General features: G+C 70.6%; 15 protein-coding genes. 8 read left to right on the top strand and 7 right to left on the bottom strand.

Features of this window, described 5'->3' with window-relative positions; translation table 11 throughout:
* Window positions 1-3 precede the first annotated feature (3 nt).
* Window positions 4-1,623, bottom strand: coding sequence for an N-acyl-D-amino-acid deacylase family protein (locus JIX56_RS15655; protein WP_257541167.1), 1,620 nt, complete (start codon window positions 1,621-1,623; stop codon window positions 4-6).
* Between the two features lie 115 nt (window positions 1,624-1,738).
* Window positions 1,739-3,022, bottom strand: coding sequence for an amino acid deaminase (locus JIX56_RS15650; RefSeq protein WP_257541165.1), 1,284 nt, complete (start codon window positions 3,020-3,022; stop codon window positions 1,739-1,741).
* Window positions 3,023-3,148: 126 nt separating this feature from the next.
* Between JIX56_RS15650 and JIX56_RS15645 the strand changes: the two genes are divergently transcribed.
* The 5 genes from JIX56_RS15645 to JIX56_RS15625 all read left to right on the top strand — a co-directional run bounded on the left by JIX56_RS15645 (window position 3,149) and on the right by JIX56_RS15625 (window position 8,045).
* Complete coding sequence (locus tag JIX56_RS15645; protein WP_257541163.1) at window positions 3,149-4,393, top strand: sugar kinase; 1,245 nt, start codon at window positions 3,149-3,151, stop codon at window positions 4,391-4,393.
* Entirely contained in the window at window positions 4,390-5,151 is a 762-nt protein-coding gene (locus tag JIX56_RS15640; protein ID WP_257541161.1) for an IclR family transcriptional regulator, read from the top strand. Before JIX56_RS15645 ends, JIX56_RS15640 begins: the two co-directional genes overlap by 4 nt.
* Before the next feature lie 24 nt (window positions 5,152-5,175).
* Window positions 5,176-5,586 carry a RidA family protein gene (locus JIX56_RS15635; RefSeq protein ID WP_257541159.1) on the top strand — a complete coding sequence of 137 codons (411 nt, stop codon included), beginning with the start codon at window positions 5,176-5,178 and terminating at the stop codon, window positions 5,584-5,586.
* Between the two features lie 158 nt (window positions 5,587-5,744).
* Window positions 5,745-7,223, top strand: a complete 1,479-nt coding sequence (locus JIX56_RS15630; protein WP_257541157.1) for a GntP family permease — start codon at window positions 5,745-5,747, stop codon at window positions 7,221-7,223.
* Window positions 7,224-7,319: 96 nt separating this feature from the next.
* The gene (locus JIX56_RS15625) at window positions 7,320-8,045 is read left to right on the top strand and encodes a hypothetical protein (protein WP_257541155.1); all 726 of its coding nucleotides are present in this window, start codon (window positions 7,320-7,322) and stop codon (window positions 8,043-8,045) included.
* A gap of 93 nt (window positions 8,046-8,138) precedes the next feature.
* On the opposite strand, the gene JIX56_RS15620 is transcribed toward JIX56_RS15625, so the two are convergent.
* A complete protein-coding gene (locus JIX56_RS15620; RefSeq protein WP_257541153.1) occupies window positions 8,139-9,515 on the bottom strand; it encodes a M14 family metallopeptidase in 1,377 nt (458 codons plus the stop codon).
* 532 nt (window positions 9,516-10,047) lie between these two features.
* Here JIX56_RS15620 and JIX56_RS15615 point away from each other — a divergent pair.
* Window positions 10,048-10,458: an ATP-binding protein gene (locus JIX56_RS15615; RefSeq protein ID WP_257550891.1), complete on the top strand. Its 411-nt coding sequence runs from the start codon at window positions 10,048-10,050 to the stop codon at window positions 10,456-10,458.
* A gap of 229 nt (window positions 10,459-10,687) precedes the next feature.
* Complete coding sequence (locus tag JIX56_RS15610) at window positions 10,688-11,998, top strand: Nramp family divalent metal transporter (protein WP_257541151.1); 1,311 nt, start codon at window positions 10,688-10,690, stop codon at window positions 11,996-11,998.
* A gap of 32 nt (window positions 11,999-12,030) precedes the next feature.
* Here the strand turns inward: JIX56_RS15610 and JIX56_RS15605 are convergent, their stop codons facing one another.
* Both JIX56_RS15605 and JIX56_RS15600 read right to left on the bottom strand, forming a co-directional pair.
* Entirely contained in the window at window positions 12,031-13,434 is a 1,404-nt protein-coding gene (locus tag JIX56_RS15605) for a hypothetical protein (protein WP_257541149.1), read from the bottom strand.
* A gap of 68 nt (window positions 13,435-13,502) precedes the next feature.
* Window positions 13,503-14,012 carry a SigE family RNA polymerase sigma factor gene (locus JIX56_RS15600; RefSeq protein WP_257541147.1) on the bottom strand — a complete coding sequence of 170 codons (510 nt, stop codon included), beginning with the start codon at window positions 14,010-14,012 and terminating at the stop codon, window positions 13,503-13,505.
* 165 nt (window positions 14,013-14,177) lie between these two features.
* On the opposite strand from JIX56_RS15600, the gene JIX56_RS15595 reads away from it, so the two are divergent.
* Window positions 14,178-14,828 (top strand): hypothetical protein, encoded by a 651-nt coding sequence (locus JIX56_RS15595; RefSeq protein ID WP_257541145.1) that lies wholly within the window; start codon window positions 14,178-14,180, stop codon window positions 14,826-14,828.
* An 89-nt stretch (window positions 14,829-14,917) separates the two neighbouring features.
* Here the strand turns inward: JIX56_RS15595 and JIX56_RS15590 are convergent, their stop codons facing one another.
* Complete coding sequence (locus JIX56_RS15590) at window positions 14,918-15,574, bottom strand: hypothetical protein (RefSeq protein WP_257541143.1); 657 nt, start codon at window positions 15,572-15,574, stop codon at window positions 14,918-14,920.
* Window positions 15,575-15,795: 221 nt separating this feature from the next.
* Entirely contained in the window at window positions 15,796-15,987 is a 192-nt protein-coding gene (locus tag JIX56_RS15585; protein ID WP_257541142.1) for a hypothetical protein, read from the bottom strand.
* Window positions 15,988-15,996 lie beyond the last annotated feature (9 nt).

Below are 15,996 nucleotides of genomic sequence, written 5' to 3'. Positions count from 1 at the left end.
CCCTCATCCGCTCCTGCGGATCGCCCGGCCCGCCAGTACGTCCGTCCGCCGTCCGTCCTCGATGACGAAACGGCCGTCGACCAGGACGTACGGGATCCCGGTGGGCAGGGTGCGCGGTGCCTCGTACGTCGACCCGGCGGCCACGGTCGCCGGGTCGAAGAGGACGAGGTCGGCGCGGTACCCCTCGCGGACGAGTCCCCGGTCCGTGAGGCGGAGCCGCGCGGCGGGACGTGAGGTGAGGTGGGCGACGCACTCCTCCAGGGAGAGCACGCCCAACTCCCTCACGTACCGGCCCAGATAGTGGGGGAACGTCCCGTACGCGCGCGGGTGCGGCTTGTCGCCGCGCAGGATGCCGTCGGAGCCGCCCGTGTGCACGCGGTGACGCATGATCGTCCGCACGTTCTCCTCGTGGCCGACGTGCTGGAGGATCGTGGAGCCGAGCCGGTCCGCGAGGAGGAGCCGACGGGCCGTGACCCAGGGGTCTTCGCCGTGCGCCTCGGCCGACCGCGCGATCGTTCTGCCCACGTACGACGACAGCGCCGGGTCGGCGACGCCCGAGATCTCGATCGTGTCCCACTCGATGGGCACGCCGTGGCAGCCGTCGGCGCCCACGACCTCCATGTGGTGCCGGACGCGCTCGGCCGTCTCCTCGTCCTTCAGCCGCGCGAGAATCGCCTCCGGGCCGCCCTCGCTCGCCCAACTGGGCAGCAGCGCCACGAGAGTCGTACAGCCGGGGGTGTAGGGATACGTGTCCAGGGTGATGTCCGCGCCGGTGGCGAGCGCGTTGTCCAGGAGGGCGAGCAACTCCGGGGCGCGGCCCTTGTTCACGCCGAAGTTCATGGTGGCGTGGGCCAGGTGGAGGGCGCAGCCGGCCTCGCGGGTCAGGGCGACCATCTCCTCGTACGCCTGGAGAGCGCCCGCCCCGTACGAGCGGTGGTGCGGGCAGTAGTAGCCGCCGTACGACGCGACCACCCGGCACAGCTCGGTGAGTTCGGCGTCCTTGGCGTACATGCCGGGGGTGTAGGTGAGCCCCGACGACATGCCGACCGCTCCCTCCCGCAGACCCGCCGCCACCGACTCCCGCATACGGTCCAGCTCTTGGGGCGTGGCCTCGCGGTCCTCCCAGCCCATCGCGAGCATCCGTACGGTGCCCTGCGGGACCAGGTACGCGGCGTTCACGGCGATGCCCGCGCCGCCGAAGCCGTGGTCGAGGCGGTCCAGGTACTCGCCGACCGAGCGCCAGGTGAAGTCGATGTCCTCGCCGTAGCCGTTCCAGCCGGTGATCGCGCGGCGGACCTCGTCGAGGGTGCGGTCGTCGACGGGCGCGTACGACAGGCCGTCCTGGCCGAGGACCTCCAGGGTCACCCCCTGCGCCGCCTTGGCCGTGTGCTCGGGGTCCCGCAGCAGCGCGAGGTCGCTGTGGGCGTGCATGTCGATGAAACCGGGGGCCAGGACCAGTCCCTCGGCGTCCAGCTCCCGCCGGCCCCGGGGGCGCTGGCACCCGGCCGCGGCGGCCTCCTTGACGATCGAGGTGATCCTGCCGCCCGCCACGACCACGTCGGCGCGGTAGGAGGGGTCGCCGGAACCGTCCACGACGTCGACGTCACGGATGACCAGGTCCATGTGTGCCACCTTTCCGGGCTCCGCCCGAGCCGTCTCGTTTCCCGCGCTCCGCGCGGCCCTCATCCACCCGCTCCACCCGTCCCGCCACGGTGGTGCCGGCTTCGCCGGAGCGCTCTCAGAAGAACGTCCGTACGAAGTCCACGACCGTCCCGTCCGCCTCCACCACCGGAATCAGCTGCCACTTGTCGAACGACGTGCACGGATGCGACAGCCCCAGCCCCACCCAGTCGCCGACCTCCAGCGCCGCACCCGCCTCCGTCCGCAGCCACGCGTGCTGGTCGGACAGGCCGGTCACCGTCACCCCGGCGTCGTCGCGGACCGCACCCGTGCCCGCGTCCCGCACGACCTCCACCGACGGCAGATCCAGGTCGTACGCGGCGTCGCGCTTGCCCGCGTTGGCGAAGGCCTGGTCGGGGGAGGGGCGGGAGACGATCTGGGCCCAGAGCCGGAAGGCGGGCTCCAGGGCGCCTTCCTCGGGGACACGGTTGAACGGGGTCACCCGCCGGTAGTGCCCGACGTCGTGCGAGACGTACGCGCCCGACCGCAGCAACTTCAGTACGGGCACGGACAGCTCGGGAATCCCGGCGAACACCTCGGCCACCGCGTCGAACCACGCGCTGCCGCCCGCGCTCACGATCACCTCCTCCAGCCCCGCGAACCGCCCCGCCTTGTCGAACTCGACGGCCAGCGCGGTGAGCCGGCGCAGCCACGCCCCCACCCGCTCCGGGTCGGCCTGCGGCACCTCGCCCTCGTACCCGGCGACCCCCACCAGCCGCAGCGTCTCGACCCCGGCCACCGCGTCAGCGACCGCCGCGCACTCCGCCTCCGTACGGACCCCGGTCCGCGCGCCCTCGCCCGCGCCCAGCTCCACGACGACGTCCACGGGACGCGCGCAGCCGCGTAGCACCGCGTCCATCAGCTCCACACCGCGCACGGAGTCGACGTAACAGACGAGCCGGAAGGACGGATCGGCCGCCAGTTCGGCGGCGATCCAGCGCAGGGCGGCCGGGTCGACGACCTCGTTGGCGAGGAAGATCCGCTCGATCCCGAACTCCCTTGCCACGCGCACCTGATGGGGCACGGCGAGGGTGATACCCCATGCCCCGCGCTCGATCTGCCGCCGGAACAGCTGCGGCGCCATGGATGTCTTGCCGTGCGGGGCGAAGGCGAGGCCGTGGCGGGCGGAGTAGGTCTCCATCAGCGCCAGGTTGTGCTCCAGGCGCTCGGCGGACAGGGCGAGCACGGGGGTGGTGAAACCGCCCGTGAACAGGTTCCGGCCCTGCGCGGCCAACTCGGCCACCGTGAGCCCGGCGGCGTCCGGCGGGAGGCCCTTGAAGCGGTGGTCGACACGTTCCTCCGCGAGACGGGCGAGCGCTTCGGTGCCGGTGCCGAGGGACACGGGGCCTCCCTGATCAGGTCCGTTGCAGTCTCTGCAACATCCATTGCGTATACCGCTTACTGCTGTCTAACATCCAGGCCAACGCCGGGTCAATGGAACCGCCGCGACCTGAGACGACAAGGAGTCATGACCATCGTGAATGCCCCCGACGTCGTCGACGTCGTGGACGTCGTCGCGCTCGGCGAGTCCATGGTCACCTTCCTCCCCACCCGCCCCGGCCGCCTCGCCGACGTCCCCTCCTTCGACCGGGCCATCGGTGGCGCGGAGTCCAACGTCGCGTGCGCGCTCGCGTCGGCCGGGCACGCGGTCCGCTGGGTGAGCCGGCTGGGGGCCGACGGGTTCGGCGATCACCTGGTGGAGGAGATCGGCTCCTACGGCGTCGACGTGGCGTTCGTACGGCGCGATCCGGGACGTCCTACGGGCGTGTACTTCCGTACGGCGGGGGACCGGGACACCGACGCGCACGAGGTCGCGTACTACCGGACGGGGTCGGCGGCGTCGGCGATGGGAGTCCGGACGGTGGACCTGGAAGCGGTGCACGCGGCGCGCGTGCTGCACCTGTCCGGCATCACGGCCGCCCTGTCCGCCGACTGCCTGGGCCTGCTGCGCGAGCTGACGGCCCCCCGGCCGAACCGCCCCCTGGTCTCCTTCGACGTGAACCACCGGCCGGGCCTGTGGCGCGACGCCGACGGCCCGCACGTCCTGCTGGACCTGGCGCGCGGGGCCGACATCGTGTTCGTGGGCGAGAACGAGGCGGTCGAGGCCTGGGGCGTCACAGGCGGCCCGACAGCGATCCGGACGCTGCTGCCGGAGCCGGGAACCCTGGTGGTGAAACAGGGAGCGCACGGAGCCACCCTGTTCGAACGCACGCCCCCACCGGTGGATCAGCCGCGCACGGACGGAAGGGGGCGTGCCGGGGGGTGTCCGCCCGCAGCGGCCGGCGTCCACCACCGGGCACATCCCGACGCGACGGCGCCCGCCGGACCGAGGACGGAGACCCCCCGGCGCGCCCCCGACCCCACCGCCACCGCAGGCGACCCCACGACGGCGCGCACCCGGCCGCCCACAGACACGACCACCTTCGTGCCCGCCCCCACGGTCCACGTCGCGGCAGCGGTCGGCGCCGGCGACGCCTTCGCCGCCGGCTTCCTCTCCGCCACCCTCCGCGCCCTCCCCGCCCGCGACCGCCTCCGCCACGGCCACCTCATGGCCGCCGCCACCCTCACCGTCCCCGGCGACCTCGCCACCCCTCCGCCCCGCGACCACGCCGACCGCCTGGCGGCCCTGGACGACGACGCGTGGGGGAGACTTCGACTCGGCCCCGGCTGGACGCAAGCCGATCAGGCCCACGAGGAGGTACGCACCCCATGAGCCAGACCGTCGACCGAGCGCTGAGCATCCTGCCGCTGCTCGCCGAGGGCCCCGCCGACCTCGGCCAGGTGGCCGACCGCCTGGGCGTCCACAAGTCCACGGCCCTGCGCCTCCTGCGCACCCTCCACGAACACGGCCTCGTCTACCGCCAGTCCGACCAGCGCTACCGCCTCGGCGCCCGCCTCTTCGCCCTCGCCCAGGAGGCCGTGGAGAACCTCGACATCCGCGAGATCGCCCACCCCCACCTCGTACGCCTCAACGAACAGTGCGGTCACACCGTCCACCTCGCCGTCTACGAGGAGAACGAGGTCCTCTACATCGACAAGGTGGAGAGCCGCTACCCGGTCCGCATGTACTCCCGGATCGGCAAACCGGTCGCCATCACGGTCGCCGCCGTCGCCAAGCTCTGCCTCGCCGACCTCCCCGAACCCGAGCGCCGCGCCCTCGCGGAGAGGCTCGACTACCCCATGTACACGGCCCGTTCGACGCCCAACGCCCCCGCCTTCCTCAAGGAGCTGGCGCGGGTACGCGAACAGGGCTGGGCCACCGACCTCGGCGGCCACGAGGAGTCCATCAACTGCGTGGCCGCGCCCATTCGCGGCGCCGACGGCCGGGTCGTCGCCGCGATGTCGGTCTCCGCGCCCAACGTCGTCGTCACCGCCGACGAACTCCTCACCCTGCTTCCCCTGGTACGCCGCACCGCGGACGCGATCAGCGGGGAGTACTCGGGCAGAACCCCGACGACAGACCCCGTATGACCGAGTAACCGACAAGGACCCCCTATGACGGACAAGATCGCTCTCACCCCCAAGACCCACACCGCCCCGCCCGCGAAGTTCTCCCACGGCGTGAAGAAGGGCAACATCCTCCAGGTCGCCGGCCAGGTCGGCTTCCTCCCGGCCGTCGAGGGCCGGCCGCCCACCCCGGCGGGCCCGACCCTGCGCGACCAGACCCTCCAGACCCTCGCCAACGTCAAGGCGATCCTGGAGGAGGGCGGCGCCACCTGGGACGACGTGATGATGATCCGCGTCTACCTGACGGACACGGCCCACTTCGCCGAGCTCAACGAGATCTACAACGACTACTTCGAGAACCACCTGACGGCAGCCCCGGCAGCCCGCACCACGGTGTACGTGGGCCTCCCGGCGGGCCTGCTGATCGAGATCGACGCGCTGGCGGTACTGGACAGCTGAGTCCGACACCCGCGCCCTTCAGGGGCGCGGGGAACTGCGCGACCAGCCACAGACAACCCGCACCCGGCCGCCCTCCCGCACCACCCCCCACAAACCCGCACCCCGTACGGCGATCCCCCCTGCCCAAAAACACCATGCCCCCACCCAGAGGACCCCCAATGTCCCTCCCCCTCGCGGCCACCGCGCCCGCCGAAACCCCACCCCACACCGGCGGCCTGCTCCTCCTCCTGGACGGCACCGCAGGCCTCCTCACCGTCGCCGCCCTCGGCATAGCCCTCCTCCTCTTCCTGATCATCAAGACGAGACTCCAGCCCTTCGTAGCCCTCCTCGCCGTCTCCATAGCCGTCGGCCTCCTCGCAGGCCTCTCGGTCACCGAACTCTTCGGCACAGTCCAGCGAAGCGACGCCGTCTCGACCATCGAGTCCGGCATGGGCGGCATCCTCGGCCACGTCGCGATCATCATCGGTCTCGGCACGATGCTCGGCGCGATCCTCGAAGTCAGCGGCGGCGCCGAGGTGTTGGCGTCCCGCCTCCTGAACCTCTTCGGCGAGAAGCGGGCCCCGCTCGCGATGGGCCTGACGGGCCTGATCTTCGGCATCCCGGTCTTCTTCGACGTCGGCATCTTCGTCCTCGCCCCGCTCGTCTACGCGGCCGCCAAGCGCTCGGGCAAGTCGATCCTCCTCTACTGCCTCCCGCTCCTCGCCGGTCTGTCGATGACCCACGCGTTCCTGCCCCCGCACCCGGGCCCGGTGGCCGCCGCGGCCCTCCTCCACGTGGACCTCGGCTGGGTGATCCTGATGGGCGTCGTCTGCGGCATCCCGGCCGTCCTGGCCGCCTGGGCGTTCTCCGCCTGGATCGGCCGCCGCATCTTCGTCCCCGTGCCGCAGGACATGATGGAGGCGGCCGAGGAGTCCCGTCAGGCGGTGATCGACGAACAGCGCGCGGCCGGTGTGGCGCCGCAGGAGAAGCCGGTCCCGCTCACCACGGTCTTCCTCATCATCGGCACCCCTCTCCTCCTGATCCTCGCCGCGACCTTCTCCTCGATCGCCCTGGACCCCTCCACCCTCCGCTCGGTGATCGAGTTCTTCGGCCACCCCTTCGTCGCGCTGACGATCGCCCTGCTCCTCGCCTACTACCTGCTCGGCATCCGCCGCGGCTGGTCCCGCAAGTCGCTGGAGACCGTCTCGACGTCGTCGCTCAAGCCGGTCGGCAACATCCTGCTGGTGGTCGGCGCGGGCGGTGTCTTCGGCGCCGTACTGAAGGCGAGCGGGGTGGCCCAGGCCCTGTCGGACACGTTCAACGACGTGGGCCTGCCCGTGATCGTGCTCTCCTACCTGCTCTCGGTCGTCCTGCGGGTCGCCCAGGGCTCGGCGACGGTCGCGATCGTCACCACGGCCGGCATCGTGGCCCCGCTCCTCGCGGGCGGCGACCACTCCCAGGCCTTCATCGCCCTCGTCATCATGGCCATCTCCGCGGGCTCGATCTTCGCCTCACACGTCAATGACGGCGGCTTCTGGATCGTCGCCAAGTACTTCGGCATCAGCGAACGGGACACCCTCAAGACCTGGACCGTCCTGGAGACGGTGCTGTCGGTGGCCGGCTTCGCGGTGGCGGCCGTACTGAGCGTGTTCGTATAGAACCGGGCGCCAGGGGTGAGGGTTGTGGAATCCAGATACGGACATATGCCTGGCCCGACTGTTCCCGGCACAGGGTCGTCGACCATACTGCCCGCTGTGGAGCAGCGCATCGGTTCGAACAACCAGCCCCTGGCCGCCGCGGCGGTCGACCCGTCGCACATCCCCGGACTCACGGCACCGGTGTCCGTGAAGAAGGAGAAGCAGGAGGAGCCGGAGGACATCAAGCCGACGGAGCCCGTCGAGCCGGACGAGGCTGCCCCGGACAAGGACGAGCCGGCAACTGCCGAGAAGGCGTCCGGCGAGAAGCCGACCGCTGAGAAGCCGTCCGCCAGGAAGGCGCCCGCAGAGAAGACGTCCGTAAAGAAGACGTCCGTCGAGAAGACCGCAGCGGAGAAGACCTCGGACGACGACGAGGCGGACCCCGAGGCCGAGGCGGACCCCGAGGCCGACGGCGAGAATGAGGCCGAGACCGAGACCGAGGCTGAGACCGAAGCCGAGGCCCCGGCCGACGGCCCCGTCTTCGAGGCCTCCGACCGCCGCGCGAAGATCGTCGCCGACAGCCGTGGCGTACGGCTGCGCCTGGACGACCAGGAGTGCGAGTTCCGCTGGGACGAGATCGGCGCGATCGAGACGGAGTCCCCCCGCTTCGGCAAGCGTTTCACCGTCACGATCCACACCCCCGACCGCCGCTGGTACCCCATCGAGATCGAGGCCAAGGCCAAGTCCGAGCACGCCGCGTGGGAAACGGGGATCGACGAGGTCCTGGACGCGTACTTCGAGGACGGCGAGGACGAGAAAGAGGCTGAGGAAAGCGCCCCCTAAGGGGTGCGGGGAACTGCGCGACCAGCCACATACGGCCCCGCAGTTCCCCCCTCACGGAAGTCCCCGAGCTCTCATCGGCTCAAGCGGCGCAGCCTAGGCGCAGTACTGCGCTTCCTTGCCGATCGACCGGTACATGCAGTCGGAGTTCTCCAGCAACTGCAACACCGCGTCCCGGTTCCGCGCGGTCTCCCGGGCGATGACCTCGTCGGGCGGGTAGAAGCCACCGCCCCCGGCCGACGACGGATACATCTCGAACGTGTAGGCGAAGATCTTCTGGTTGCCCCACAGCCAGTCGTCGATCGACCCGTCCGTGATGTACAGATCACTGGCCTGCTCGGGCGTGTACCCGTTGCTCGCGGCCATCTTCCCGCCGACCGTCGCGAACGCGTTGCGGTCGTCCGCCGTCATCCCCGTCGTCGTGTCGGCGGTCGTGTAGCCGAACGGCCACAGCACCAGCTCGCTGTACGTGTGGAAGTCGATGCCGGTCCTGATCTGCTGGACCCCGCCGACGACCCGGCTGCGCACGAAGTTGGCGACGACCTTCACCTCGGGCGCGGACTCGGCGGCCGTACCCCGGTACGTGTCGGAGGACGGTGTGCCCGACGAACCGCCGCAGCAGCCCCACCGGTAGTTCCAGTTGCGGTTCATGTCCGTGCCGACGGCCGTCGAACCGCTGTTGGGCTGCCGGTTCTTGCGCCACGAGCGGTAGGAGCCGGTGGCGACGTCGTACTCGCCGCCGTCCGGGTTGAGGTCCGGGATGATCCAGATCTCGCGGTTGTTCACCATGTTGGTGACCCGGGAGTCGGTGCCGTAGTCGGAGGTCAGCTCGTTGAGCAGGTAGAGCGCCATCTCGACGGTGAGGTGCTCACGGGCGTGCTGGTGGTGGGTGAACAGCACCTCGGGCTCGGCCTCGTCCGTGCCGACGTTGTCGCTGATCTTGATGGCGACGATGTTCCGGCCCTGGTACGAGGTGCCGATGACCCGCTGGCTGACGATCGAACTGTTGGCCGAGACCACGGAGTTGATCTCGCTCGTCATCTCCGCGTAGTTGTGATAGCGGGAGTCGGCGGACGGGAAGTCGAAGAGCCGTACGTCGTCCTCGCCGTTCGACCGGTCCGGCACCGCGCCGAGCGGTGTGACCTCGTAGCCCTGCTGCTTCAGCTTCTTGACCTGGTCCGCGCGGCCGGAGATGAACACCGAGTGGTCGTCGGCGTCGTCCACGGTCACGCCGGCCTGCTGCAGCGCCGTGCGGGACTTGCTGTCCGAGTGCATATGGACCTCGTACTGGCGGATGTCGTCCGCCGAGGCCTTGGGCCGCTCGGCGCTGGTCGCCGTCGCGTCCTTGGAGGTCGCGGCGACCGGTGCCGCGAGGGCCAGCGCCAGCAGGGTGGCGAGGGCGGCGGTGCGGCGGCCTGATCTCCTGCCCGTGCCGCCGGGCGTCGCCGACCTGCCGCGTATGCGGAGTCGCATGAAGTCTCCTATTTTCTCCAGGAATTCCGGGGTCTCCGGAAGTGGGGAGTGGAGCGGGGGGTGGATCCTTGCGACGTGCCTCGGGCCGGCCGGTGACCGTGAGGTGCCCGGCAGGCCCTGGTGCGGGTGTGGCGCTCATGGTGCGGGTCTGGCATGACCAGGTCAAGAGTGGGGGTGGTGGGTGCGGGGTCCGCGTGGCCGGAACCGGGCTGGAGCAAGTCGTAACGGGGTGGGAAATGCCCGGAGTTGGGGGCGCGCAGTGTACGCACCCGGAACGAGGCACGCGCGCGACACCATGAACGCCGGGGCCACCGGTCGTAAGCCGCACACACTCGCGTACAGGACCATCGGCACCGTACAGCAGCAATTACGGACGTACCCGGGCGGAAAACAGGTATATGCAGGGCAGGAAACGGGTATTCCTCCCCGTGTGCCGGGTACGTGCGGCGGCAACCCTGGAAGCATGCTGCAACTCTCCGGGGGACTCCTACCGGAATCCGGCCCCCATTTCGCCTCGTACCCCCAACCGCCCATGGGTGCGGGCCACCTGAGTGTCGAGTACGACCCCCGTCCCACCGCCGCCGCGCAGGCCCGCGAGCAGGTGCGCAGGCAGTTGGAGGGATGGGGACTGCTCGACCAGAGCGACACGGCGGAGCTGCTGGTGAGCGAGCTGGTCACCAACGCACTGGTGCACGCGGAGAGCCGTCTGAAGCTGACCCTGTCGGCCGCGCACGGCGTACTGCGCTGTGAGGTGTCGGACACGGACGGCCGCCCGCCCCGGGTGCGCCGCGTGACGGAGATATCGGAGAGTGGCAGAGGGATGTTCCTGGTGGACGCGCTCGCCGGGCGCTGGGGCTGCCACCAGGACGGGCCGGGCAAGACCGTGTGGTTCGAGCTCGGCACGTGCGGGGCCGCCGGCTGTGGTCGGCGACAGCCGGAGTAGCCCGCGGAGTTCCGGAGAGCGGCGCCACTCCACCGCCCCCGGAACCACAGCCCGGGCCCCGGCGGCACGCCCAGCCGCCGGGGCCCGTCCCGCCGGACGGCGAGGAACCGGGGAACCGGGGAACCGGGGGGCCGGGGGACCGGGAACCGTGGACCCTCAAGATCACTTCGCGCTTCCTTCACCGCACGCCCCCTTGTGCCCGCCCCCGCTTTGCGCTTTCTTGATCGGCATGGCTGACACCACGGACAACACAGCTGCCGGGGAAGCGACTTCGGCCCCTCGTAAGTCCAGTTGGAAGTACATCGGCCCCGGCATCGTCGTCGCCGCGACCGGCGTCGGCGCCGGCGACCTGGTCGCGACCCTGATCGCGGGCAGCAACTTCGGCTACACCCTGCTCTGGGCGGCCGTCCTCGGCTGTCTCGTCAAGATCTCCCTCGCCGAGGCGGCCGGCCGCTGGCACCTGTCCACCGGCCGTACCCTCTTCGACGGCTGGGCGAGCCTCGGCCGCTGGACGACGTGGTTCTTCGTCGTGTACGTCGTGATCTGGGGCTTCGTGTACGGCGCGGCCGCGATGTCCTCCAGCGCCCTGCCCCTGCAGGCGCTGTTCCCCGACGTCATGGACCTCAAGTGGTGGGCCGTCCTGTGCGGTCTGAGCGGTCTGGTCTTCGTCTGGTTCAACAAGTACGAGGTCTTCGAGAAGGTCATGACGGTCCTCGTGGGCGTCATGTTCGTGGTGACGGTCTACCTGGCGATCAGGGTCACCCCGAACCTCCCGGACGCGCTGGCGGGGTTGTTGCCGGTCCTCCCCGACGAGCCGGACTCGATCCTCAACACCCTCGGTCTGATCGGCGGCGTCGGCGGCACGATCACACTGGCCGCGTACGGCTACTGGGTCAACGCCAAGGGCTGGACCAACACCGGCTGGATGAAGGTCATGCGCCTCGACAACCGGGTCGCGTACGCCACCACCGGCATCTTCGTCATCGCCATGCTCTTCGTCGGCGCCGAACTGCTGCACTCCGCCAACATCGCCATCGCGAGCGGCGACAAGGGCCTGATCCAGCTCGGCGACATCCTGGCGGACGAGTACGGCACGGCCACCGCGAAGTTCTTCCTGATCGGCTTCTTCGCCACCTCGTACACCTCCCTCATCGGCGTCTGGCACGGCGTGAGCCTGATGTTCGCGGACTTCGTGGAGCGTTTCCGCCGGAAGGGAGCGGTGACGGGCGAGGAGGTCGCCTCCGGCCGACGCGAGAAGTCCTGGCCGTTCCGCGCGTACCTGCTCTGGCTGACCTTCCCGCCCATCGTCCTGCTCTTCCAGGGCCAGCCGTTCCGCCTGATCATCCTCTACGGCGTCCTCGGCGCGGCCTTCCTCCCCTTCCTCGCGGGCACCCTCATCTGGCTCCTCAACTCCTCCCGTACGCCCCGGGAATGGCGCAACGGGATCGTCAGCAACGGGATGCTGGCGATCGCGGGCCTGCTGTTCCTGGTCCTGGCGGTGAAGCAGATCTGGGACCAGCCGTGGGCGGACTTCTTCTGACGCCGGGCCGGGGAGTGGGGCCTGGGAGGTCGCTAGCCGAGCGTCTTCCACTTCTCGCTGGTGGCGATCTCCTTGAGCTGCGCCATGGTGAGCGCGGGGGTGTCGCGGGTCGCGGCCGTGTGCTGGGCGCCGGAGTTGAAGGCGCTGATCACGACCCGCAGCCCGTCGGTGCGGAGCGTGTCCACGGTCCACATGACGACCCCCTCGCCGCCCTTCTCACCGGGCTCCTGCCGGGTGGCGACCTTCGTGCCGTCGGGCAGGGTCTCGGCGTCGGCGCCGAACAGCGCGTCCGCGACGTCCGCCATCCCCGGCTGCACATTGATCTGCACCAGGCTCTGCCCCTTGCCGTCGTCGAGGACCACGTACGCGAACTCCGATTCCTGACCCCCCTTGCCGACGATGTCGACGCCGTCGGGGAGGAGACCGGTGAGGGTCTTCTGGACGGTGTCGCCGGCGACCATCGGGGGGGCGACGGAGGTGGAGCCGCCGGAGTCCGAGGAACCGGGGTCGGAGGAACCGGAGTCCGAGGAACCGGGGTCGGAGGAACCGGAGTCCGAGGAACCGGGGTCGGAGGAACCGGGGTCGGAGGAACCGGAGTCGGGCCTCTCCGTCGACGACCTCTCCTTCTCCTCCTGGTTCTCCTTCCCCGACTCCTCCGGAATGGCGTCGATGGCCGTGCGCCAGCCCGGCGCGGTGACGATTTCCTTCAACTGCGCGGTGGACAGCGGCGGTTCGTCCCGGGTGATCGGGGCGTCCTTCTGGGCCTCGGCGTTCCACTCCATGACGCTGACGTCGTACCCGTCCGGGGTGACCAGCTGCGCGTACCAGTGCTTGGTGTCCACACGGCGGTCCGGGTACTCGTACCCCTGGAAGAGCATCAGCCGCGAACCGTCCGGCAGCGTGCTCTCCGTGCAGGAATCGAACTCGACGAACGTCTTGTCCGGGCAGTCGGTCAGCTGCTGTGCGTTCTCGCTGTCGGCCTCGATCCGCCCGAGCCCGACCTGTACGGCCGCGCCGCCCGCGCCGTCGTCGTAGACGACCTGCGCGTACGGCCCCAGCGCCGCGCCCGTGCCGCGAGCCGACTCCCCGCTGAACTTCCCCCTCGGCAGCAGATCCTTGAGCTGCCGCAGGAGTTGGGCGCCGGACACCTCGCCGTCGTCGTCCCTGGGCCCCGGCTCGGTGGACCGCGCCGCCACGGACTGCTTCTCGCCCCCGTCACCGGCCCCGGGCAGCAGCATCGCCCCGCCCACCCCGACGAGCGCGATCCCGGCGACCCCGCCCAGCATCGCCGCCCGCCGGCGGAACAGCAGCCGCCGGCCGCGTACGGCTCCGCCGCTGACCATCGCGTGTCCATCGGTCTCGAAGGTGTCACCGGCCCGGCGCAGGGCGGCGCCGAGCCTGCCCTCGAAGGGGTCTTCGTGCTGGTCAAGGGGCATGACGAACCGCCGTTTCTGCGAGTGGGTGTGCGTGTGTGGTGGAGTCTTGGCCGGCGTCTTGAAGGCGCTCAGGGGGTGACGTACTCACCGATGCCGTCCCCGAGGAGGACGCGCAGTCGGGCGAGGGCGCGGACGCAGCGCGTGCGCACCGCCGACGAACTGGCGTTCATCGCCGCGGCGGTCTCCTCGATGGACCGGTCCTCCCAGTAGCGCAGGACGACCACGGCCCGGTCCTTGGGCGGCAGTTGGCCCAGCGCCTCGATGAGGGTGAGCCGCAGGGAGGCGTCAGAGCCGGGCGCGGCGGGCGCGTCCGGAATCACGTCCGTGGCCCGTTCCTTGCTGCTGCGCCGCCGCTGATGAGCGAGGAAGGTTCGGGTCAGCACGGTCTGCGCGTACCCGGCCGGGTTCTCCGCCCGCCGTACCCGCCCCCACTTCACGTACAACCGCCCGAGCGTCTCCTGCACGAGGTCCTCGGCGAGATGCGTGTCCCCGCCGGTGAGCAGACACGCGGACCGGTACAGATGCCTCGCGCGCGCCGCCGCGAACTCCTGATATCCGTCCGCGCGGACTTGTCTCATCTCTGGCTCCCCCTGGGTGAGCTCGCGAAGGCCGTCGTCTCCGCTACATCACACTTCTTTGCTTCTCACTTCATTGATGCGGTGACCCCCGGGGAATGTTTCATGGGCGGGGGAGGGATACGGTGCGCTACGAGTCGCACCAACGGGGCAGAGGAACGTACAGCCATGGGCCACCCTGAGCAGGGCCACCAGCCACCACCACCGCCGCAGCCGTGGACACCGCCGGGCGGCCAACAGGGCTTCGGCCCCCCGCCCCCGCCGTACGCGCCCCCGAGCACGCCTCCCGGCCCGCCGCCCCAGCCGCAGGGTCAGCCGTCTCCGCCGTACGGGCAGCCACCTCAGCCGTACGCGCAGCCGCCGCAGCAGCCCCAGCCGTATGGCCAGCCGGCGCAGCAGCCCCAGCCGTACGGCCAGCCGGCGCAGCAGCCCCAGCCTTACGCGCAGCCGGCGGCGTCTCCCGCCGGGCAGCCGCCGCACGCGTACGCCCAGCCGCAGGCAGCCCCGGGGGCCCCCGGAGCGCCGGGCGCCCCGGCCCAGGGCCCGGAGTTCCTGGCCGTCGACCGCCACAACTCCGTCGTCATCGACGCCTCCGGCGTGGCCTTCGAGGACCACGGCATATCCATCGACTTCCCCTGGCCCGAGATCCGCAGCATCCACTACAAGGCGAGCGGCAACGGCAAGTCCCTCATGGTCGCCGCCATCCACCTCGACGGCAGCTTCTACGAGTGCACGGTCGAGGCGAAGCCGAGGGAACGCCTTCACCAGTGGTTCGGCCAGCTGGCCCATGTGTTGGGCTACTACCGCCCGATGGGATAGCCGCGTCATTCCCGACGGGCCCTGCGGCTCGCCCGTCTGGGCCATGCGCCATCTGACGACGACGGCGGAGCCGTGGGCGGGCGACGCGGTCAGCCGATCGCCTGCCTGATCTCGGAGCGGACGCGGGCGGTCCGGTCGGCGAAGGCGGCCATGTCCACTTCCTCGGGTTCCTGGGCCGAGATCTCGGTCGTGACCTCGCCGACACTGGCGATGGTGTTGCCATCGGCCCACGCGCACATCGCGAGCGTGGCCCCGGTCTCGTCCAGGGCGAGTACCTGGCAGGTGATGGTCACGTCCGAGCCGGCCGGTTCGAAGTCCGTCGGCTCCTGGACGACGGTGACGCCGGCGGCCGTGGCAGCGCCTCGGAGCATCGCATCAGGTGATGTGCCGTCCTTGAACCGCCCGTACATCCCCGAAATCGACAACTGACCCACGGTCTCGTCGCCGTCGGCGCCGTACATCCCGACGACTCCCTCGACATCACGCGCGTACGAGGCGTCCTTCATCTGCTCCGCCGCTTCGTCGCCCTTGGAATCCGAGAGGTCCTGCGTCAGTTCGTACTCGCCGTCGAGGAGCGTCGTCGGCAGCGTCAACTCGTACTCGGCAACGGGGAACCCACTCACCGGCTCCCGCACGCTGTTGAGCCCGATACCCAGACCGCCGATCACAGCCAGGCCGACGACCCCGCCCACGATCCCGAGGGCCAGCCCGACACCACCCTTCTTCTTCGGCGGAGGAGCCCACACCGGAGGATGGGGATGCGGGTACGGGGCCCCATAGGGAGGAGCGGGCGGCTGACCGTAGGGCTGCTGCGGCGGGTACGGCTGGCCGTACTGGGCTTGGGACGGTTGGCTGTACGGGGCTTGGTACGGCTGACCGTACGGGCCACCCTGCGGTGGGCCGTACGGGGGCTGGGGCTGCGGGGGCATGGACACGCCAGAACGCTACTGCACATGCCCCAGCGGACTCAGAGCAGGTGATCCACCTTGCCCGCCTTGATGTCGAGGATGAGCGTGCGGAGCGCTTCGCGAGTGTCGGTGAGGTAGGTGTCCTCGGCGCCGGCTATGGCGATGTAGGCGTTGCCGGTGGGGTCGGTGCCGAGGCGGAAGCAAGCCGATCCTTCGGCGCAGAAGGGGTCTTCCCACGTGATGTCGGCCATGGTCGTCTC

Origin of the sequence: Streptomyces sp. CA-210063 (assembly GCF_024612015.1) — a bacterium.
In the GTDB taxonomy this organism is placed as follows: domain Bacteria; phylum Actinomycetota; class Actinomycetes; order Streptomycetales; family Streptomycetaceae; genus Streptomyces.
The sequence above is the reverse complement of the archived record's forward strand: the minus strand, read 5'-3'. Positions and strand labels throughout refer to the sequence as shown.

Coding starts and splice junctions, on each gene's coding strand:
- JIX56_RS15585 (WP_257541142.1), bottom strand. CDS start 15,987: ATGGCCGACATCACGTGGGAAGACCCCTTCTGCGCCGAAGGATCGGCT.
- JIX56_RS15620 (WP_257541153.1), bottom strand. CDS start 9,515: ATGCGACTCCGCATACGCGGCAGGTCGGCGACGCCCGGCGGCACGGGC.
- JIX56_RS15640 (WP_257541161.1), top strand. CDS start 4,390: ATGAGCCAGACCGTCGACCGAGCGCTGAGCATCCTGCCGCTGCTCGCC.
- JIX56_RS15600 (WP_257541147.1), bottom strand. CDS start 14,012: ATGAGACAAGTCCGCGCGGACGGATATCAGGAGTTCGCGGCGGCGCGC.
- JIX56_RS15615 (WP_257550891.1), top strand. CDS start 10,048: ATGGGTGCGGGCCACCTGAGTGTCGAGTACGACCCCCGTCCCACCGCC.
- JIX56_RS15655 (WP_257541167.1), bottom strand. CDS start 1,623: ATGGACCTGGTCATCCGTGACGTCGACGTCGTGGACGGTTCCGGCGAC.
- JIX56_RS15605 (WP_257541149.1), bottom strand. CDS start 13,434: ATGCCCCTTGACCAGCACGAAGACCCCTTCGAGGGCAGGCTCGGCGCC.
- JIX56_RS15635 (WP_257541159.1), top strand. CDS start 5,176: ATGACGGACAAGATCGCTCTCACCCCCAAGACCCACACCGCCCCGCCC.
- JIX56_RS15610 (WP_257541151.1), top strand. CDS start 10,688: ATGGCTGACACCACGGACAACACAGCTGCCGGGGAAGCGACTTCGGCC.
- JIX56_RS15595 (WP_257541145.1), top strand. CDS start 14,178: ATGGGCCACCCTGAGCAGGGCCACCAGCCACCACCACCGCCGCAGCCG.
- JIX56_RS15645 (WP_257541163.1), top strand. CDS start 3,149: ATGACCATCGTGAATGCCCCCGACGTCGTCGACGTCGTGGACGTCGTC.
- JIX56_RS15630 (WP_257541157.1), top strand. CDS start 5,745: ATGTCCCTCCCCCTCGCGGCCACCGCGCCCGCCGAAACCCCACCCCAC.